General features: G+C 67.3%; 14 protein-coding genes. 6 read left to right on the top strand and 8 right to left on the bottom strand.

Translation table 11 applies throughout. The features are described 5' to 3' along the window. Nucleotides 1-11: 11 nt before the first annotated feature. Complete coding sequence (locus tag LRP66_RS13595) at nt 12-1418, top strand: DEAD/DEAH box helicase (protein WP_230483140.1); 1407 nt, start codon at nt 12-14, stop codon at nt 1416-1418. A gap of 7 nt (nt 1419-1425) precedes the next feature. Further along, entirely contained in the window at nt 1426-1641 is a 216-nt protein-coding gene (locus LRP66_RS13590; RefSeq protein WP_230483139.1) for a DUF1289 domain-containing protein, read from the top strand. Between the two features lie 42 nt (nt 1642-1683). On the opposite strand, the gene LRP66_RS13585 is transcribed toward LRP66_RS13590, so the two are convergent. Beyond that, a complete protein-coding gene (locus LRP66_RS13585) occupies nt 1684-2451 on the bottom strand; it encodes an enoyl-CoA hydratase/isomerase family protein (RefSeq protein ID WP_230483138.1) in 768 nt (255 codons plus the stop codon). Between the two features lie 357 nt (nt 2452-2808). On the opposite strand from LRP66_RS13585, the gene LRP66_RS13580 reads away from it, so the two are divergent. The 3 genes from LRP66_RS13580 to LRP66_RS13570 are packed head-to-tail and all read left to right on the top strand — an operon-like array spanning nt 2809 to nt 8066. Beyond that, the gene (locus LRP66_RS13580) at nt 2809-5796 is read left to right on the top strand and encodes a TonB-dependent receptor (RefSeq protein ID WP_230483137.1); all 2988 of its coding nucleotides are present in this window, start codon (nt 2809-2811) and stop codon (nt 5794-5796) included. Between the two features lie 36 nt (nt 5797-5832). Next, nucleotides 5833-7260: a glucoamylase family protein gene (locus tag LRP66_RS13575; protein WP_230483136.1), complete on the top strand. Its 1428-nt coding sequence runs from the start codon at nt 5833-5835 to the stop codon at nt 7258-7260. A gap of 26 nt (nt 7261-7286) precedes the next feature. Further along, the gene (locus LRP66_RS13570) at nt 7287-8066 is read left to right on the top strand and encodes an SDR family NAD(P)-dependent oxidoreductase (protein ID WP_230483135.1); all 780 of its coding nucleotides are present in this window, start codon (nt 7287-7289) and stop codon (nt 8064-8066) included. A gap of 26 nt (nt 8067-8092) precedes the next feature. On the opposite strand, the gene rarD is transcribed toward LRP66_RS13570, so the two are convergent. From rarD to LRP66_RS13535, 7 genes are all read right to left on the bottom strand, one after another. After that, nucleotides 8093-8986: an EamA family transporter RarD gene (gene rarD, locus LRP66_RS13565; RefSeq protein WP_230483134.1), complete on the bottom strand. Its 894-nt coding sequence runs from the start codon at nt 8984-8986 to the stop codon at nt 8093-8095. A gap of 44 nt (nt 8987-9030) precedes the next feature. Continuing rightward, nucleotides 9031-9252 carry a hypothetical protein gene (locus tag LRP66_RS13560; RefSeq protein ID WP_230483133.1) on the bottom strand — a complete coding sequence of 74 codons (222 nt, stop codon included), beginning with the start codon at nt 9250-9252 and terminating at the stop codon, nt 9031-9033. 131 nt (nt 9253-9383) lie between these two features. Next, nucleotides 9384-10694 carry a dihydrolipoamide acetyltransferase family protein gene (locus tag LRP66_RS13555; protein ID WP_230483132.1) on the bottom strand — a complete coding sequence of 437 codons (1311 nt, stop codon included), beginning with the start codon at nt 10692-10694 and terminating at the stop codon, nt 9384-9386. A 1-nt stretch (nt 10695) separates the two neighbouring features. After that, complete coding sequence (locus LRP66_RS13550) at nt 10696-11703, bottom strand: alpha-ketoacid dehydrogenase subunit beta (protein ID WP_230483153.1); 1008 nt, start codon at nt 11701-11703, stop codon at nt 10696-10698. Between the two features lie 178 nt (nt 11704-11881). Then, complete coding sequence (locus LRP66_RS13545) at nt 11882-13177, bottom strand: 3-methyl-2-oxobutanoate dehydrogenase (2-methylpropanoyl-transferring) subunit alpha (RefSeq protein WP_230483131.1); 1296 nt, start codon at nt 13175-13177, stop codon at nt 11882-11884. A 201-nt stretch (nt 13178-13378) separates the two neighbouring features. Next, nucleotides 13379-15355, bottom strand: coding sequence for a sialate O-acetylesterase (locus LRP66_RS13540; RefSeq protein ID WP_230483130.1), 1977 nt, complete (start codon nt 15353-15355; stop codon nt 13379-13381). A gap of 129 nt (nt 15356-15484) precedes the next feature. Then, nucleotides 15485-16345, bottom strand: a complete 861-nt coding sequence (locus LRP66_RS13535; protein WP_230483129.1) for an endonuclease/exonuclease/phosphatase family protein — start codon at nt 16343-16345, stop codon at nt 15485-15487. 166 nt (nt 16346-16511) lie between these two features. Here LRP66_RS13535 and LRP66_RS13530 point away from each other — a divergent pair, with 166 nt between their 5' ends. Then, the gene (locus LRP66_RS13530) at nt 16512-18608 is read left to right on the top strand and encodes a TonB-dependent siderophore receptor (protein ID WP_230483128.1); all 2097 of its coding nucleotides are present in this window, start codon (nt 16512-16514) and stop codon (nt 18606-18608) included. Nucleotides 18609-18620 lie beyond the last annotated feature (12 nt).

The following is an 18620-nucleotide window of genomic DNA, read 5'->3' as shown; positions in this document are numbered from 1 at the left end:
CGGAAAACTGCATGAGCTTTGCCGATCTCGGCCTCTCCGACGAACTTCTGAAGGTGGTCAACGACGCCGGCTATACCGAGCCGACGCCGATTCAGGCCTCCGCCATCCCGTCGGTTCTGATGATGCGCGACATCATCGGTATCGCACAGACCGGGACGGGCAAGACCGCCTCCTTCGTGCTGCCGATGATCGACATCCTGGCGCATGGCCGCAGCCGTGCCCGGATGCCGCGCAGCCTGATCCTCGAGCCGACGCGCGAGCTGGCCGCGCAGGTCGCCGAGAATTTCGAGAAATACGGCGCCAACCACAAGCTTTCGATGGCGCTGCTGATCGGCGGCGTGTCGATGGGCGACCAGGTCAAGGCGCTGGAAAGGGGCGTCGACGTGCTGATCGCGACGCCGGGCCGGTTGATGGACCTGTTCCAGCGTGGCAACATCCTGCTGACCGGCTGTTCGATGCTGGTCATCGACGAGGCGGACCGGATGCTCGACATGGGGTTCATCCCCGACATCGAGGAGATCTGCACCAAGCTGCCGTCGCAGCGCCAGACCCTGCTCTTCTCGGCGACCATGCCCCCGCCGATCAAGAAGCTGGCCGACAAGTTCCTCGAGAACCCGAAGACGATTGAGGTTGCGCGTCCCGCCTCGACCAACATCAACATCAAGCAGTGGATCGTGCCCGTCGCGGCGCAGTCGTTCGAGAAGCGCAAGCGGCTCCGCCAGCTTCTCCAGCAGGAAGAGGTTCGCACCGCGATCATCTTCTGCAACCGCAAGACGACGGTTCGCGAACTCAACAAGTCGCTCAAGCAGCACGGCTTCCGCTCGGGCGAGATCCATGGCGACATGGAACAGCCGCAGCGGCTGGCCGAGCTGGATTTGTTCAAGCGCGGGGACGTCAACATCCTCGTCGCCTCCGACGTCGCGGCGCGCGGGCTGGACATCAAGGGCGTCAGCCATGTGTTCAACTTCGACGCGCCCTGGCATCCCGATGACTATGTCCATCGCATCGGCCGCACCGGGCGTGGCGGCGCGACGGGCGTCGCCTATACCTTCGTGGCGCCGGACGATGCCGAAAATCTCGAGAATATCGAGAAGCTGACCGGTCAGAAGATCGATCGGCTCGACCTTCCCGCTCCCGCCGAGGAGGAACGCCCCGCCCGCCGGACCTGCCGCGATCGCGCGCCCCGACCGGTCGAGACCGAGACGTCGCCGCCGCAGCCCGAGGTCGTGGCCGAGGAGCCCCCTGCCCGCACGCAGCGGCCACGTCGGCAGGAGTCCCGGTTCGAGGAACCGCGTGCGCCGCGCAACGACGACACGCCGCGCCGCGATCGCCGCCGTTCGCGCGGTGACGAGGTGGCGGACGACACGGGTTGGAACGGCCCGATCCCCGACTTCCTGAAGGTGTCGTTCGGGATCTGATCCGATCATGTCGCTGGACATCATCAGCTTCGTCGAGCCGCAGTCGCCGAGCGTCGCCAGCCCCTGCGTCAATGTCTGCACGATGGACAAGGCGACGGGCTGGTGCCTGGGCTGCGCACGGACGATCCGCGAAATCTCCAACTGGAGCGCCAAGCCCGCCGACGAACGTCGCGCGATCCTGGCGGCGCTGCCCGCGCGCAAGGCGGAACTGGCGGCGCGATAGGGGTCGTCCCGACCGCCGTTCGGCCTGAACGGAAGATCGGCCTTACCGGCCGACGAACCGGCCCGGCCTCCTTTCGGTCACCGCGCGGACGCCCTCGGCGAAGTCCTCGGTCCGCATCAGCTTCGCCTGTTCGGCCAGTTCATGATCGGTGGCCGTCTCGACCAGCGCGCGCAGGTCGCCGCGCAGCGTCCGGCGGGTCGACGCCACCGCGAGCGGCGCCGCCGCCGCGATCTCATGCGCCAGTGCCAGCGCGGTGTCGTAGAGCGACTCCGCGGGCACCAGTTCGTCGACCAGGCCCCAGCGCTCCGCCTGTTCGCCCGCGATACGCCGCCCGGTCAGCAGCATCATCGCGGCACGCTGGCGCCCGATGACGCGCTCCAGTACCGCCGAAATGCCGAAGCCGGGATGCAGTCCGAGTTGGACGAAGTTCGCCACGAACCGCGCCTCGGGTGAGGCGATGCGGAAATCTGCGACCAGCGTCAGGCCAAGTCCGGCACCGACCGCCGCCCCCTGCACCGCCGCGACGACCGGCGTGGCCACGCCGAACAATCGCGCCGCCGCCAGATAGAAGGGGCTGCGCTCGCCCTCGGGCAGCGGGTCGGCGACGGGATTGGCGTTAACCAAATCCGCGCCCGCACAGAATACCCGACCCTCGGATCGCAGCAGGATCGCGCGAATGGCGGGATCGGATTCGATTGCATCGAACGCACCCACCAGCGCCGAAATGGTTCCCAGCCCCAGATGATTATTGGGCGGATTCCGTAGGGTCAGGATCGCGACGGGCCCGTCATGGCGAATTTCGACTGTCATGCCCTTCTATTAGCCCGCGTCGCGACATCAACGCCAGCACCATACCCGTTGCTCGAAAGTCACACCGCACGGTCTTCGATCACGGTTGTGCCGACAGACGCTTGAGCCCGTGCCGATGACGGGACTAGATGACGGGCATGTCATGATGATCGGTCGGCACAGGTCGGCATCGGACATCGGGAGCCGGCGGGCTTCTTGGCGGGAGAGGATGCCGGGCGGCCCGGAGGCGGGCCGCCCCTTCCCCACCTCGCCGACCCGCCCCGCGCCTTCGCGACGTGGGCCTTTCGGGGGTGGCGCCCGAGGCAATGACCGGGACGGCGAGGCAGTGCGTCGACGACCGGCAGTCGGGGAAACGGCATGAAGGCGATGATGACGGCTGCGTTGCGTGCAACGCTGGCAGGTTCGACGATCCTGGGCGGCGCGGCGGTGCTGAGCGCCCCGGCGGCGGCGCAGACGACCACCGCGCAGATCCGCGGACAGGTTCGCGGGGCCGATGGCGCGGGCAGTGCGAGCGCGCAGATCGTCGCGGTCAACACCGCGACCAACCAGACCTTCCGTCAGACCGCCGACCCGGCGGGCAATTTCGTGCTCGGCGGCCTTCGCCCCAGCCAGTATCGGGTGACCGCCACGGCCACGGACGGCCAGACCGTGACCCAGCTCGTCACCGTCTCGATCGGCCAGTCCGCGACACTCGACCTGCGCCTCGGCGCGGCGGCGGCGGCGGGCGAGGCCGGCGCGGGTAGCGAGATCGCCGCCGGCGGCGCTTCGGCCGGAAACGGCCAGGAAGTCGTCGTCACCGGCAGTCGCCTGGTCGAAACCCGCACCAGCGAGATCGCCACCAATGTCAGCCAGGCGCAGATCCGCACCCTGCCGCAGACCGACCGCAACTTCCTGACCTTCGCCGCGCTCGCGCCCGGCGTCCGCTACAATGACAGCGAGACCGACAAGAGCTTCACCTCGGGCGCGTCGACCGCCAGCCAGGTCAACGTCTTCATCGACGGCGTCTCGCTCAAGAACAAGCTGCGCGAGGGTGGCGTGGCGGGTCAGCAGAACAGCCGCGGCAATCCCTTCGGCCAGCTCGCCGTCCAGGAATTCCGCGTCCTCACCCAGAACTACAAGGCGGAGTATGAGCAGGCGGGCTCGGCCATCATCACCGCCGTCACCAAGTCGGGCACCAACGAATTCCACGGCGAGATCTTCGGCCAATACACCAATCGCAGCCTGACCGAACGCAGCTATCTCGACGAGGTCAACGACCGGCCCAAGCCCGCCTTCACCCGCAAGCAATATGGCATCTCGCTGGGTGGCCCGATCATCAAGGACAAGCTGTTCTTCTTCGGCGCCTATGAGGGCAATGACCAGGACCGCGCATTCAACGTGCAGAGCACCGGCTCCGCCGCCGCGATCGCCGAGTTCGAGCAATTTTCGGGCCGCCGCCTCAGCGAGTTCGAGGGCGCCTATGTCAGCCCGTTCCGGGGCGACTTCTATTTCGGCAAGCTGACCTTCACCCCCGATGATCGCCAGGTGTTCGACCTGTCGTACAGCCGCCGGACCGAAAGCGACATCCAGGGCTTTGGCGGGAACGTCGCCTATGAGGCGGCGGAGAACAAGCTCAACACCGTCGACACCTATCTCTACAAATGGACCTATAACGGCGACAACTTCATCAACGAATTCAACGCCAACTATCTCTATTACGCGTTCAACCCGACATCGTTGAACCCGGGCCTGCCCTCCTACGACTATGACGCGGTCATCGTCTTCGGCGGCAAGGATTCGACCCGGCGCGAGGTGCAGCAGAATTACACGATCCGCGACGACTTCACCTATAGCGGGCTGGACAACCACGTCTTCAAGATGGGCGCACGCGTCGAGATCACCGATATCGAGTTCAACAACCAGGCCTATATCCAGCCGCGCTACACCTATCGCCGCGAGCCGCAGAACAATCTGAACTTCGCCTTCCCCGCCGAGGCGCGGCTGGGGCTGGGCAATGGCCGCATCTACGGCTCGAACACGCAGGTCGGCCTGTACGTCCAGGACGATTGGGACGTAACCGAGACGTTGCAGCTCAATGTCGGCGTCCGCTGGGACTATGAGACCAACGGCTTCAACAACCAGTATCGCACCCCCGCCGCCGCCGCTGCCGCGCTGCGCGCCTTGCCGCGAACCAGCTATTTCGATCCCGAGAACTACATCACCGACGGCACGAAGCGGAAACCCTTTGCCGGTGCGATCGCGCCGCGCTTCGGCTTCTCCTGGGATATCAAGGACGATCAGTCGACCGTCATCTTCGGCGGCGCGGGCCGCTATTACGACCGCAACAATTTCAACAACACGGTCGACGAACTGAGCCGCACGATCAATCCGATCGGCGTGTTCCGCTTCTCCGCCGACGGCAGCCCGCGCAACGGCCTGCCGACCGTGCGGTGGAACAGCGCCTATGCCGACCGCGCGGGCCTGCTGACGCTGATCAACACCAATCCCGAGGTCGGTCTGCCCGAGCTGTTCGCGGTGAAGAACAATGCCCGCCCGCCGGTCAACGATCAGGTGTCGTTGGGCGTGCGGCAAAAGGTCGGCATCTTCCAGGCCGCGCTGACCGGTTCGTACCAGCGGGGACGCAACGGCTATACCAACATCTTCGCGACGCGGACGCTCAACGGGCTGGGCCCGTGCTGCAATACCGCGCCGGTCATCCCCTTCGGCTATTCCAACGCGATCATCGGCTTCGACGGGCTGGATACGCGGTACAAGGCGATCTTCTTCACCCTCGACAAGACCTACACCCAGGCCTCCGGCTGGGGAGTCAACATCGCCTATACCCTGTCGAAGTCGGAGCAGAATGGCGGCGATCTGTTCAGCCTGGATGCGGTGACGCCCGACGATTATGGCTGGCGCCCGACGCGCGGGGACGAGCGGCACCGGGTGGTGATCTCGGGCATCGTCGACCTGCCGCTGGGCTTCCAGTTCTCGACGCTGACCACGCTGGGCAGCGGCTCGGCCTATCAGGTCACCGACGGGACCAATGGCGCGGAGTCGGGCTTCAACCGCTTCACCGCCGCCTATCCGGCCAAGAACTGCATCAAGGGGCTGTTCGCCTTTTGCGAGGTCAACCTGACGCTGGCGAAGAAATTCCGTGTCTTCGGTCGCGAGGATCAGCTCGAGGCGGCGGTCGATGTGCTGAACGCCTTCGACAACAAGAACTTCTCGGGCTTCGACGAGTTCTTCAACAACACCCCCGCGCCGGGCGGCGGGGTGACCGATCCGCTCGAGCCCGCGCGGGTCGGCACCAATTTGCTGACCCTGCCGCGTCGGATCCAGTTCCGGGTCGGTTATCGCTTCTGACGACCGACCGGATCGGGCCGCAAGCAAGGAGAGGCCATGTACGATCGCCGCCGCGTCCTGAGCCTGGGCGGCCTGAGCCTTGCCGCGCTGGCGACGGGCTGTACCCGGTCGGGGGAGCGGATCGCGCCGCCGCAGCTCATCCCGCCTGCGCAGCCCGACCTGATCCGCGACCTGCAAGAGCGGACCTTCCGCTTTTTCTGGGAGACGACGGACGCTCAGACCGGCCTCGCCCCAGATCGCTGGCCGACGCCGTCCTTCGCCTCGATCGCGGCGGTGGGCTTCGCGCTGACCACCTATCCGGTCGGGGTGGTCAATGGCTGGATCACGCGGGAGGAGGCGCGCGCGCGGACGCTGACCACGCTGCAATTCTTCGCCGACACGCCGCAGGGGCCGGGCGAGACGGGGTTCAGCGGCTATAAGGGCTTCTTCTACCACTTTCTCGGCGTGACCAAGGGGCAGCGCTTCGCGCGCTGCGAACTGTCGACGGTCGACACCGCACTGCTGCTCGGCGGCGTCCTGTTCGCGCAGAGCTGGTTCGACGGCGAGCATCCCGACGAAGCCCGGATACGCGCGCTGGCCGACCGGATCTACGGCGCGGTCGACTGGACCTGGATCACCCCGCGCGCACCGCTGCTCGCCATGGGATGGCATCCGGAAAGCGGGTTCATCCCGTCCGACTGGGATATCTATAACGAAGGCATGCTGCTGTATCTGCTCGCGCTGGGGTCCCCCACCCATCCGCTGCCCGAAGGCACATGGGCCGCCTGGACCAGCCGGTTCGAGCCGAGCTGGACGACGCAGCGGGGCGAGCCGCATCTCCACTTCGCGCCGCTCTTCGGCCATCAATACAGCCATGTCTGGGTCGACTTCAAAGGCATCCGCGACGGCTATATGGCCACCAAGGGCATCGACTATTTCGAGAACAGCCGCCGCGCCGCCTATGCCCAGCGCCAATATGCCATCGACAATGCGGGGCGCTGGCGCGGCTATGGCGCCGACATCTGGGGCCTGACCGCCTGCGACGGTCCCGGTGATTTCACCCGGGTCATCGACGAAACCCCCTGCCGCTTCTTCAGCTATTCGGCGCGCGGCCCCGGCGAGCGCGACGACGGCACGCTCGCGCCGACCGCCGCCGCCGCGTCGATCGCCTTCGCGCCCGAGATCGCCGTTCCGGCCGTGCGCGCGATGCATGATCGCTATGGCAATGGCATCTACGGTCGATACGGCTTCCTCGACGCGTTCAACCCGACGCTGACCGATACGGCCGAGCCGTTGAAACACGGCCGGATCGTCCCCGGCATCGGCTGGGTCGACAAGGATTATTTGGGGATCGACCAGGGACCGATCGTCGCGATGATCGAGAATCAGCGCACCGGCCTGATCTGGAAGACGATGCGGCGGAACCCCCATCTGCAACGGGGATTGCAAAGGGCAGGATTCACCGGCGGCTGGCTGAACGGATAGCCGCCCCCCCTTTTGGGAGCGCGGCGATGACCGACACTATCCTGATCACCGGCGCCTCCGCCGGACTGGGCGCCCAATTCGCCCGCGCACTGGCCAAAAAGCCGGTCACGCTCGTCCTGACCGCGCGGCGGACCGATCGTCTGGCGGCGCTGGCGACCGAATTGGGGCAGCGACCGGGGGTGACGGTGCATGTCGTCTCCGCCGATCTGGGAAAGCCGGAGGGCGTGAAGGCGCTGCTCGAGGGGATCGCCGACCGGGGGCTCTCGATCGACACGCTCGTCAACAATGCGGGTTATGGCGCGCTGGGCGATTTCGCCGAGAGCGACCTCGGCGCGCAGACGGGAATGATCGACCTGAACGTCCGCGCGCTGGTCACGCTGACCCACGCCCTGTTGCCGCCGATGCTGGCGCGCGGGCGCGGCGCCGTGCTCAACATCGCGTCGACCGCCGCCTTCCAGCCAGGGCCCTATATGGCGGTCTATTACGCCACCAAGGCCTTCGTGCTCCATTTCTCCGAAGCCTTGCACGAGGAGGTCAAGGCGCGGGGGATCACCGTGACCGCGCTATGTCCGGGCCCCACCAGGACCGAGTTCGCGGAGGTCGCGGGCATGGCGGAGACGCCGCTCTTCACCCGCTTCGCCTCGGACTCCGAACAGGTGGTCCGCGACGGCCTCGCCGCGCTCGACCGGGGACAGGCGGTGATGGTGTCGGGCCTGCTCAACCGCGTCACCGCCGCGAGCACGCGCGTGACCCCACGCTCGGTACTCCGGCGGGCGGTGGCGCGGTTGCAGAGCGGGCGGCGATAGGTCCTGCTTCGCACGGAGGCGCGGACCTATTCCGCCGTAACCGGTGTCCGGCTGCCGCGCACGCTGTCGAACGCGTAGAGGGCGCAGCCGGTCCAGATCAGTGCGAAGGTGACGATGTGGACGGGCTTCAACGGCTCGCCGAACAGCAGCACGGCTTGCGCGAACTGGAGCGTCGGGGCGATATATTGCAACAGCCCCAGCGTGGCGTAGCGCATCCGCCGCGCCGCCGCCGCGAACATCAGAAGCGGCGCCGCCGTCACCGCCCCCGCCAGGATCAGCAGCATGTCGAGGTGCCGGTCGCTCCCGAACGCCGCCGTCCCGGTGCTGTTGGCGTGAAACAGCACCGCCAGAGCCGGACCGGCGAGCAACAGCGTCTCGACCGTCAGTCCGCCCAGCGCATCGATCGCCGCGATCTTGCGGACGAAGCCGTAGAAGCCGAACGACAGCGCGAGCGCGAGCGAAATGCCGATCGCCCCGCCGTCGCTGACCGCCAGCACCACGACGCCGAGCGCGGCGATCCCCACCGCGATCGTCTGACCGCGCCGGATCCGCTCGCCGAGCAACGCGACGCCCAGCGCGACATTGACCAGCGGATTGATGAAATAGCCGAGGCTCGCCTCCAGCACATGGTTGTTCTGGACCGACCAGATATAGATCAGCCAGTTGATCGCGATCAGCGCGGCGCTGGCGCAGAGCAGCAGCAGCGTCCGCCCCCGCGCCGCCGCCCGGATCGCGGGCCCGCGCCGGGCGATCAGCACGACGACCGCGAGCAGCAACAGCGACCACAGGATTCGGTGCGCCAGCACCTGCAGTGCGGGCACGCCCTTCAGCAGCTTGAGATAGAGCGGGAGAACGCCCCAACTGATATAGGCCCCGATGCCGAGCAACAGGCCGGTTCGCGCGGTGCGGTCGGTCGTCATGCCCGCCCCTGACCACATTTCGCGGCGGGAAGGCAAGCCAGGGCTCAGCCCGCGACCATGCCCCGCATGTCGACCAGCCCGCCGTGGTTCACGACGCGGCCTGCGACCATGCCGGTGATACGGACCTCCGCACCGGCCTCGACGATGACGTCGCCTGCGACCATCCCCTTGACGATGGCCCGGATCCCGGATGCGACGATGACGTCGCCGCCGATCATGCCGTCGACGACGCCGTCCGAGGTAACTTGCACAGATCCCGCCGTCATGCCGCGCATCCCAATCCTCCTGTCAGGGGTAGGACGCGCACCTGGCGGATAGGTTCAAGCGTGCACCCGACATCCGTTCAGCCCGCGCGAAGTCGAAGGCCACGCCCCGACACCACGCCCCGCCCCAGGCCTCAATCCGCGAACAGCATCACCGGCGTTTCGAGCAACCGCTTCAACGCCTGGACATAGCTTGCCGCGTCATAGCCATCGACCACCCGGTGATCGCAGCTGATCGACAGGTTCATCAGCTTGGCGCGCGCGATCGTCTCGCCGCCGCGCCCGTCCGAACGGAACACGGGTCGCTCGACGATGCGGTTCGGGCCGATGATCGCGACCTCGGGCCGGTTGATGACGGGCGTCGTCGCGATCCCGCCAAGCGGCCCGAGCGAGGTCAGCGTGATCGTGCCGCCGCCCATGTCGGTGCTGGCGATGCCGCCGGTACGCGCCGCGTCGGCGAGACGGCCGATCTCGGTCGCCAACTGCCAGACATTGCGGCTCTCGGCGTTGCGGATGACGGGGACCATCAGCCCGGCAGGGGTCTGCGTCGCCATGCCCATGTGCACCGCGCCCGAACGGTTCACCACGCCCGCCTCGTCGTCGTAACGCGCGTTGAGCATCGGAAAATCGGGCAGGGTCTTGCAGATCGCGACGATCAACAGCGGCAGCAGCGTGAGTTTGGGCCGGTTGCCGCGCCCCGCATTCAACTGCGCGCGCGTCTCTTCCAGCGCGGTGACGTCGATTTCCTCGACATAGGTGAAGTGCGGAATGGCGCGCTTGGAGGCGGCCATGTTCTCGGCGATGCGGCGGCGCATCCCGATGACGCGCACCTGCTCGTCCGCGCGGGGCGCACGGGCGGGGGTATAGCCCTGCCCCGAACCGTAACGCAGGAACGCGTCCAGATCCGAATGGCGCACCCGGTCGCCCTCGGCGGGCTTCACGCTGCCAAGGTCGATGCCCAGGTCCTGCGCCCGCGCCCGGACGGCCGGAGACGCCAACACCTTCTTCTGCTCCCTCTCCGCTTGTGGGAGAGGGTCGGGGTGAGGGGTGGCCACGGGGGATTCAGCAGAGGGCGCAGCTTGCGGCGCCCCCTCACCCCGGCCCTCTCCCACAAGGGGAGAGGGCGTGGCGACTTCTTCGACGCCAGGATTTTCCGCCTCCAGCACCGATTCCCCGGTCGCGGGCGACGCGGCTTCCTCGACCGTATCGGTCTCGATCACCATCAGCGCCGAGCCGATCGGCACCTGGTCGCCGACCTCGCCCGCCAGTTCGACGATCGTCCCCGATACCGGCGACTCCATCTCGACCGTCGCCTTGTCGGTCATCATGTCGGCGACCGACTGATCCTCCTCGACCCGATCGCCGAGCTTGACGTGCCAGGCGACGATCTCGGCCTCGGAGATGCCTTCGCCGATATCGGGCAGGCGGAAGGTGAAACGAGCCATGTCAGGCGTCCTTCAACAAGGTCTTGAGCGCCTGGCCGATACGGACCGGGCCGGGGAAATAGGCCCATTCCAGGCTGTGCGGATAGGGCGTGTCGAAGCCGGTCACGCGCGCGATCGGCGCTTCGAGATGATAGAAGCAGCGTTCCTGGACCAGCGCGGACAGCTCCGCGCCATAACCGCCGGTCCGCGTCGCCTCATGCACGATCATGCAGCGGCCGGTCTTCTTGACCGACTCCTCGATCGCCTCGATGTCGAGGGGCACCAGCGTGCGCAGGTCGATGATCTCGGCATCCACGCCCATGTCGGCGACCACGGCGGCGCAGACATGCACCATCGTGCCGTAGCACAGGATCGTCACCGCCTCGCCCGCGCGCACCGTCGCCGCCTTGCCCAGCGGGATCTTATAGTATCCGGTCGGCACTTCGCCACCGGGATGCTTCGACCAATTCTCCGCCGGGCGATCCCAGTGGCCGTTGAACGGACCGTTATAGATGCGCTTGGGCTCGAAGAAGAGGACGGGGTCATTGTCCTCGATCGCCGAGATCAGCAGGCCCTTGGCGTCATAGGGCGTCGCCGGGATCACCGTCTTGATACCGGAGACATGGGTGAAGATGCCCTCGGGGCTCTGGCTGTGGGTCTGGCCGCCGAAAATGCCCCCGCCAAAGGGAGAGCGCACGGTCAATGGCGCGGTGAACTCCCCCGCCGAACGATAGCGCAGCCGCGCCGCCTCCGACACGAGCTGGTCGAGCGCGGGGTAGATATAGTCGGCGAACTGGATCTCCGGCACCGGACGCAGGCCGTAGGCGCCCATGCCGACCGCGACGCCGATGATGCCGCATTCGGTGATCGGCGTGTCGAACACGCGGGTCTTGCCATATTTCTTCTGAAGGCCGGCGGTGGCGCGGAAGACGCCGCCGAAATAGCCGACATCCTCGCCCATCACGACCACGTCGGGGTCGCGCGCCATGACCACGTCCATGGCGGAGTTGATCGCCTGGATCATGTTCATGCGGGTGGTTTCGCCCGTTTCCGGGGCGGTTTCGGTGGTCAGATCGCTCATGAATGATCTTCCCCCCCGGCGAAGGCCGGGGTCCAGTTACGAGACGAAAGGAGGCGCGCAATGCCCTGCGGTCGCGAAGACACGGCGACTGGACCCCGGCCTTCGCCGGGGTGGCGCGGGCGGGGGGTCACTTGCGCGCCCATGGCCGTCCGCTGGCCTCTTCCTCGTCGAGCATCTGCTGGCGCTGCTCGCGAAGGTGCCAGGGCATCTCCTCGAACACGCCGTCGAACAGGCTGTCGAGCGGCTGGTGAAGGCCATGGCCCAGGATGCCGTTCGCCTCGGCGGCCTTTTGCGCGGCGCGGACCTGCTCGGCGACTTCGCGATCCTGCGCGGCATGGGCGTCCTCGTCCCACTCGCCCAGGCCGATCAGGTGATCCTTCAACCGCCGGATCGGATCGCCCAGCGGCCAGGCGGTCGGCTCGCCCGCCGAGCGATATTGGGTGGGATCGTCCGACGTCGAATGACCCTCGGTACGATAGGTGAAATGCTCGATCAGCGTCGCACCCTGGTTGGTCCGCGCCCGCTCGGCGGCCCATTGGGTGGCGGCATAGACCGCCAGCGCATCGTTGCCGTCGACCCGAAGGCCCGCAATGCCATAGCCGATCGCCCGCGCGGCAAAGGTCGTCGCCTCCGCGCCCGCGAAACCGGAGAAGCTGGAGATCGCCCACTGGTTGTTGACGACGTTCATGACCACCGGCGCGCGGTAGACGGCGGCGAAGGTGCAGGCCGAGTGGAAATCGCCCTCCGCGGTCGAGCCCTCACCGCACCACACGGCGGCGATGCGGGTATCGCCCTTCGCCGCCGAAGCCATCGCCCAGCCGACGGCCTGCGGATATTGCGTCGTGAGGTTGCCCGAGATCGAGAAGAAACCGGCTTCCCTGGCCGAATACATGATGGGCAACTGCTTGCCGCCCAGCCGGTCCGCGCTGTTGGAATAAATCTGGTTCATCATGTCGACCAGCGGCCAGTCGCGCGCGATCAACAGCCCCTGCTGGCGATAGGAGGGGAAACACATATCCTCATAGTCGAGCGCATGGGCGGCGGCGACCGAAACCGCCTCCTCGCCCAGCGCCTTCATGTAAAAGCTGGTCTTTCCCTGGCGCTGTGCCCGGAACATCCGCTCGTCGAAGGCGCGGAGCAGGACCATGTGCCGCAGCATCCGCCGCAGACCATCGGGCGAGAGCTTGGGATCCCAGGGCCCGACCGCGTTGCCCTCGTCATCCAGCACGCGGACCAGCGTATAGGCGAGTTCATGAAAGCTGTCGGCAGGCGCCGCGGTGTCCGGGCGGCGCTGGGCACCGGCAGGCGGAACCTCGACACTGGCGAAGTCGACCGCATCGCCCGGCCGGAATTTCGGCTCGGGAACATGCAGTTGCAACGGGGCCAGGTTGGCGCGCGAAATGCCTTCTGGCGGCACGGCCATGCTCTCTCCTCAACGCTTCGCCCGATTCCGCTCGGGTCGTTGCTATCTTTCAACTGGATGGAATTTTATTTCAAGCGCCTTTTGTGGGGGTTGATCGAGCGAACGCATCGGGTGGTGGTGTTTTTCCGTGTCCACCCGAACCCCCCTCGCCCTTCCCACCCGCTTGCAGCGGGCAGATGGGAAGAGTGAGGGCCGCTTCGGTCAGTTCCCCGCAATCGCCATCTCGAACGGCACCACCGGATGCGGTGCCTCGTCGTAGAAATTGATCACCGGCGCATCCGCCCAGGCATAGCGGACGCGGACATCGCCGGGCTTGGCATCCGCGAGTCGGACTTCCGACCCGTTGACCGTCGCATCGGCATAACGACACGCGCTGGCATCACACAACTCGAACCCGATCGGTGCCGCGGCGCTCCACGCGTGCAGCGCCCCTTGCACGCCCGCAAAGCGCAGCACCACCTCGCCCTGCTGCCCCCGTGTCGCCGAGGCGATCATCGGCCCCGACGCGTTGGCGCGGTCACCCGCCGCGAGATGCTGTTGCGCGAAGACCAGCCGCTTGGCGAGCTCGTTCTTGTCGGCGGGATGGATGTCGGTCCGCACCCCGATATCGACCGCCGTCGCCAGCGCCGCATGATCGTCGCGCAGCACCGCCAGCCGCTGCGCCTCGCGCAATGCCGCCCAGCCGCTGTCACCCGGCTTGACCGGCGGCGCGCCGAAATCGGCGAGCTGAATGATCAGGAAGGGCAGGCTCGGGTCGGCGAACTGGCGACGCCACCCGGTCATCAGCGCCGCCAGCCGGTCGCCATAGCTGGCCAGTCCGACATCCGATTCCCCCTGATACCAGGCGACGCCCTTCAACCCGATCGGCCCGAGCGGCGCGATCATGCCGTTATAGAGCGTGCCGAGCCCCGCATGGCTTTCCCAGGGACTGCGCGGATAGCTCTGGTCGTCACGCTTGTAGATCGAATAGCGCCATCCGGCGCCGAGCGGGATCGGCTGTCCGCCGGCGGGTGTGAATTGCACCTTCTCCGCCGGACCGAACATTCCGCCCGGACCATAGGTATCGCCCAGCCCGACCACGATTTCGTTGTGCCCCTGCTTCAACGCGGCGCGCGGCACGACATAGCGCCGCCGATCGCCCCAGCCGAAGGTCGCGCCGACGACCACGCCGTTGACCCAGACGGTGTCGAGCTCGTCGATCCCGCCCAGCTCGATGACGCCATCGCCGGTCGGCGCGGCGGGCAGGTCGAAGCCCTGCCGGAACCAGACCAGCCCGTTATAGTCGGCCAGCGCGGGCACGCCCCATTCCTCCCACGGGCTGAACTTGGGCACCGGTTGCCAGCTCAGCCGATCGGGCGCGTTCCAGGGCTCGGCCCCGCGCGCGGTGCCGCTCGCCTTGCGCCACCACTCGCCCCAGCGATCCCCGAACGCGCGAAGCCCCGCCGCGTGGTCGCGGGCGTAGAGCGCCAGCAGATCGGCATCGGCGGCGAGGCCGGGCAGCTTGCGCGCATCGGTGCCGGGAACCCAGGGCAGGATCTTGGTCCCGCCCCAGCTCGAATCGATCGCCCCCATCGGCACATCGGCCTTGGTGGCGAGATCCTTGACCATCAGATAGCAGGCGGCGGAAAAATTGGCGACGCTCGCGGGTGAGGCCGCTGCCCAGACCGGACGCGTCTTCAGCGTCTCGTCGGCGGACAGCCCTACATGATGCGCGACGTCGAGCAGGCGGATCCGGTCGTTGGCCGAGCCGCCGACCAGACCCTCGCCGTTCAGCGCCTGCTTGGTCGGATATTCCATGTTGGACTGGCCCGAACACAGCCACACATCGCCGATCAGCAGGTCGTCCATCCTGTCGGCCGCGCCGTCCTTGCCGGTCGCGGTCAGGGTCAGCGGGGTGGCGGTCGCCGCCATGGCGGGCAGGGTCGCGCGCCAGCGGCCCTGGCGGTCGGCGGTCGCCTGCGCGGTCCGGTCGCCAAGCGCCACGGTCACGCGCTCGCCCGCATCGCCCATCCCCTCGACGATGATCGGACGGTCGCGTTGCAGCACGGCATGCGCGCTCATCGGGGTCAGGATGCGGGGCCGCGCCTCCGCCAGCACCGGCCAGGCCGCCGCCGTCCCCAACAGCATCGCCACACCCGCGCGCCGCACGGCGCCGACACGCAAAAGCCCGTTCCGCATCCCATCCCTCTCCTTCGCCTGCGGCACGCGATTCCGCGCCGTCATCGGCCGTCGACGGAGCATAGGATCGTCAAAATGATAACGCTATCGCAAACGCTCCTCCCCGCTCCGGGGGAGGCATGAGGGCGGTCAAGGCGCCTCGTGCTCGGGAAACGCCACCAGCGCCTCGACCGGGAAATGATCCGACGGATAGGTCCGCCCCCGATGATAGCTATCGGTGGTGACGGTGTCCGCCGTGAACCCGCGCAGGAAGAGATAGTCGATCCGGCGATCGGGCGTGCCGGTGAAGTCGTGGAACGTCATCTCCGGCCCCTCACGCCGCCTGGCGCTGCCCCGGGCGTCGGTCAGCGCCCCCGCGAATGTCCCATAGGCCGCCGTGTCGGGCCGGGCGTTCATGTCACCCGCCAGGATCACCGGCATTCCCTGCGCGAGCACCGGCAGTCGCGACAGGATCAGCTTGGCCGAGCGGTCGCGGGCCTCGGCATCCTCGTCACGATGGGCGAGATGGGTGTCGACGAACAGGAAACGGCGGGGCCTGGCCTCCTTCGTCTCGAACACCGCCCAGTTCGCCATGCGCGGCAGGTCGGTGCCCCAGCTCCGGCTACCGACCGCCTCGGGTGTGTCGGACAGCCAGAAATCGCCATGCCGCACCAGTGTCAGCCGATCGGTACGATAGAAAATGCCCATATGCTCGTCGTCATGCCGCCCCCTTCGGTCGCGCCCGAACCAGCGATATCCCGGCAGCGCGCGGACGATGTCGTCCCCCTGACGCCGCAGCAGTTCCTGCGTGCCGATCAGATCGGGCGCGGCGCGACGGAGCAATTCGACGAGCACGGGCCGTCGCACCGCCCAACGCTGTTCCCCCTCGTCAGAGGCATAGCGGACGTTGAATGTCATGACCTTGAGCGGCTGACCCCACGCCATCGCCGGGACCAGCATCGCCACCGCCAGCACCGCCACCTGCCGCAAGGCTCGCCGAAATTTCGTCATCCGTTCATCCCGTCGTTGCTGGCAGTTCGACCGCCATCGCCGTTCCGTGGCGAAGGCTTGTGGCAGGCGCATGACACCGATCCCCAACCGTACCCCGCAGTTCGTCATTGCGAAGGATTATCATTATCGATATTGCGCCGCCGAAATCGTTTGATGGGGGTGGTCGATGGGGGGATTGGCGATAGGGCGCGCCGTGATGCTGGCCGGGATGATGCTGGCACCGGCCGCACATGCCCAGAGCAGGAGCGCCGACGCCATGCCTGCGGAGGATCAGGCCGATGTCGTCGTCAACGGACTGCGCGATGCCAATGCCAGCATCACCGGTACGGATACGCCGCCCCGCCGCTATCCCCAGTCGCTGCGCGTCATCGACCGGGCGCTGATCGACCGGGTCGGTGCGACGCGGCTGGACGACACGATCGATCTGGCGGGCGGCGTCGCGCGGCAGAACGACTTTGGCGGCCTGTGGGACAAATATTCGATCCGTGGCTTTGCGGGCAACGAGAATAGCGGCCCCGACATCCTCATCAATCGCTTCAACAGCAACCTGGGGTTCAACGCGCCGGTCGATGCCGCGACGGTCGAACGGTTCGAATTCCTGAAGGGCGCCGCTGCCGCGCTGTCGGGGCTGGGCGAGCCGGGCGGGTCGCTCAACATCGTCACCAAGACGCCGACCGCCACCCGCCAGGGAGAGGTCTCGCTGAGCTATGGCAGCTGGAACCGGCTGCGCGCGACGGGCGACGTGAGCGGTCCGCTGTCGGACACCGTGTCGGCGCGGCTGATCGGGGTGAGCGAGGAGGGCGACAGCTTCCGCCGCTATGTCCATACCGACCGGCTACTGCTCGCGCCGTCGCTGTCCTTCACGCCCAGCCAGGATCTGCGGTTCCTCTACCAGGCCGAATTCATGCGCAACCGTGCGCCGATCGATCGCGGCGTCGCGGCGATCCGGGGCGACGCGCGGGCGATGGACCGCGACACCTTTCTGGGCGAACCCGCCGATGGCCGGATGACCCAGCGCATGTTGTGGCAGCAGGGCAGCATGTTTGCCGCGCTGTCCGACCGGATCTCACTGGAGGCCGGTCTGTCGAACCGCGACGGCTTGCTGACCGGTTATTCCACCCAGGTCGATTTCGGCGCGCGCGGGGTGCAGGCGGACGGACGGACGATCGGCCGATCGCGGCGCTTCCACGATTTCCGCTGGCAGGATCTGACCGCGCGCGCCGAACTGGCCGCGAAGCTCGACTGGCTGGGCATGACCCACGATCTGCGCATCGGCGTCGACCGGGTGCGACATGGCATGGATTTCCGCATGGATCAGGCGCGGGGCCGCCCCGGTGCGCCAATCCTGACCATCGACGCCTTCGACCCCGTCTATGGCCAGCCGCTTCCCACCCCGACGCCGTTCGCGCATCGCTACGCCTCGTTCCGCAGCGAGAGCATCTATGCGCAGGATCTGATCGGGTTCGGCGACGTCACCGCGCTGATCGGCGCGCGGTGGAACAGTTTCCGCGAGACGATGACCAATTATCTTCGCGGCGACCTGCGGCTCGATACCGTCGATCGCGGCGTGACGCCCCGCGCCGCGCTCACCTGGGCGGTGAACCGCCATGTCTCGCTGTTCACCAGTTGGGGTCAGTCGCTGCGGCTCAACCCGTCGGACGGGATCAGCAGCTTCGATGCCGAGCGTAGCGTCTCGACCGAGATCGGCGCGAAATACAGCCTCTTCGGCGGCGCGCTGACCGGGCAGACCGCGCTGTTCACCATGACCAAGCGCAACGTGCTGAACCCCAATGCGACCGACCCCTTCGTCAAGACCCAGATCGGACGACAGCGGTCGCGCGGCGTCGAGACCGTCGCCGACTGGCACCTGACTGGGGGGCTGACCGGCACGGCCACCTACACCTATACCGACGCCACCGTCCGCAACGACAGGAATCCGGCGCTGATCGGCACCATGTTGTCCAACGTGCCCCGGCATCTGGCGGCGCTCGACCTGCACCAGCGGCTGGGCGTGGTGACGCTGGGCAGCGGGGTCACCCATGTCGGCGCACGCAACGGTGATCCCTTCGCCAGCGGCTATCGCCTGCCCGGCTATACGATCGTGCGCGCCGACGCGACCTGGGCGGTCACCCCGCGCTTCGACGTGCGGCTCGATCTCGAGAACCTGTTCGACGTCTATTACATCGCCAGCAGCTATGCCGATGTGTGGACCATGCCCGGCGCGCCGCGCAATGTCCGGGTGACGCTGCGCGGGCGTTTCTGAAAACCGGACGAT

The organism is Sphingomonas sp. Leaf21, assembly GCF_916858675.1.
Classification (GTDB): domain Bacteria; phylum Pseudomonadota; class Alphaproteobacteria; order Sphingomonadales; family Sphingomonadaceae; genus Sphingomonas.
Note: the sequence above shows the minus strand (reverse complement) of the source record. Positions and strands in the feature narration are given on the sequence as shown.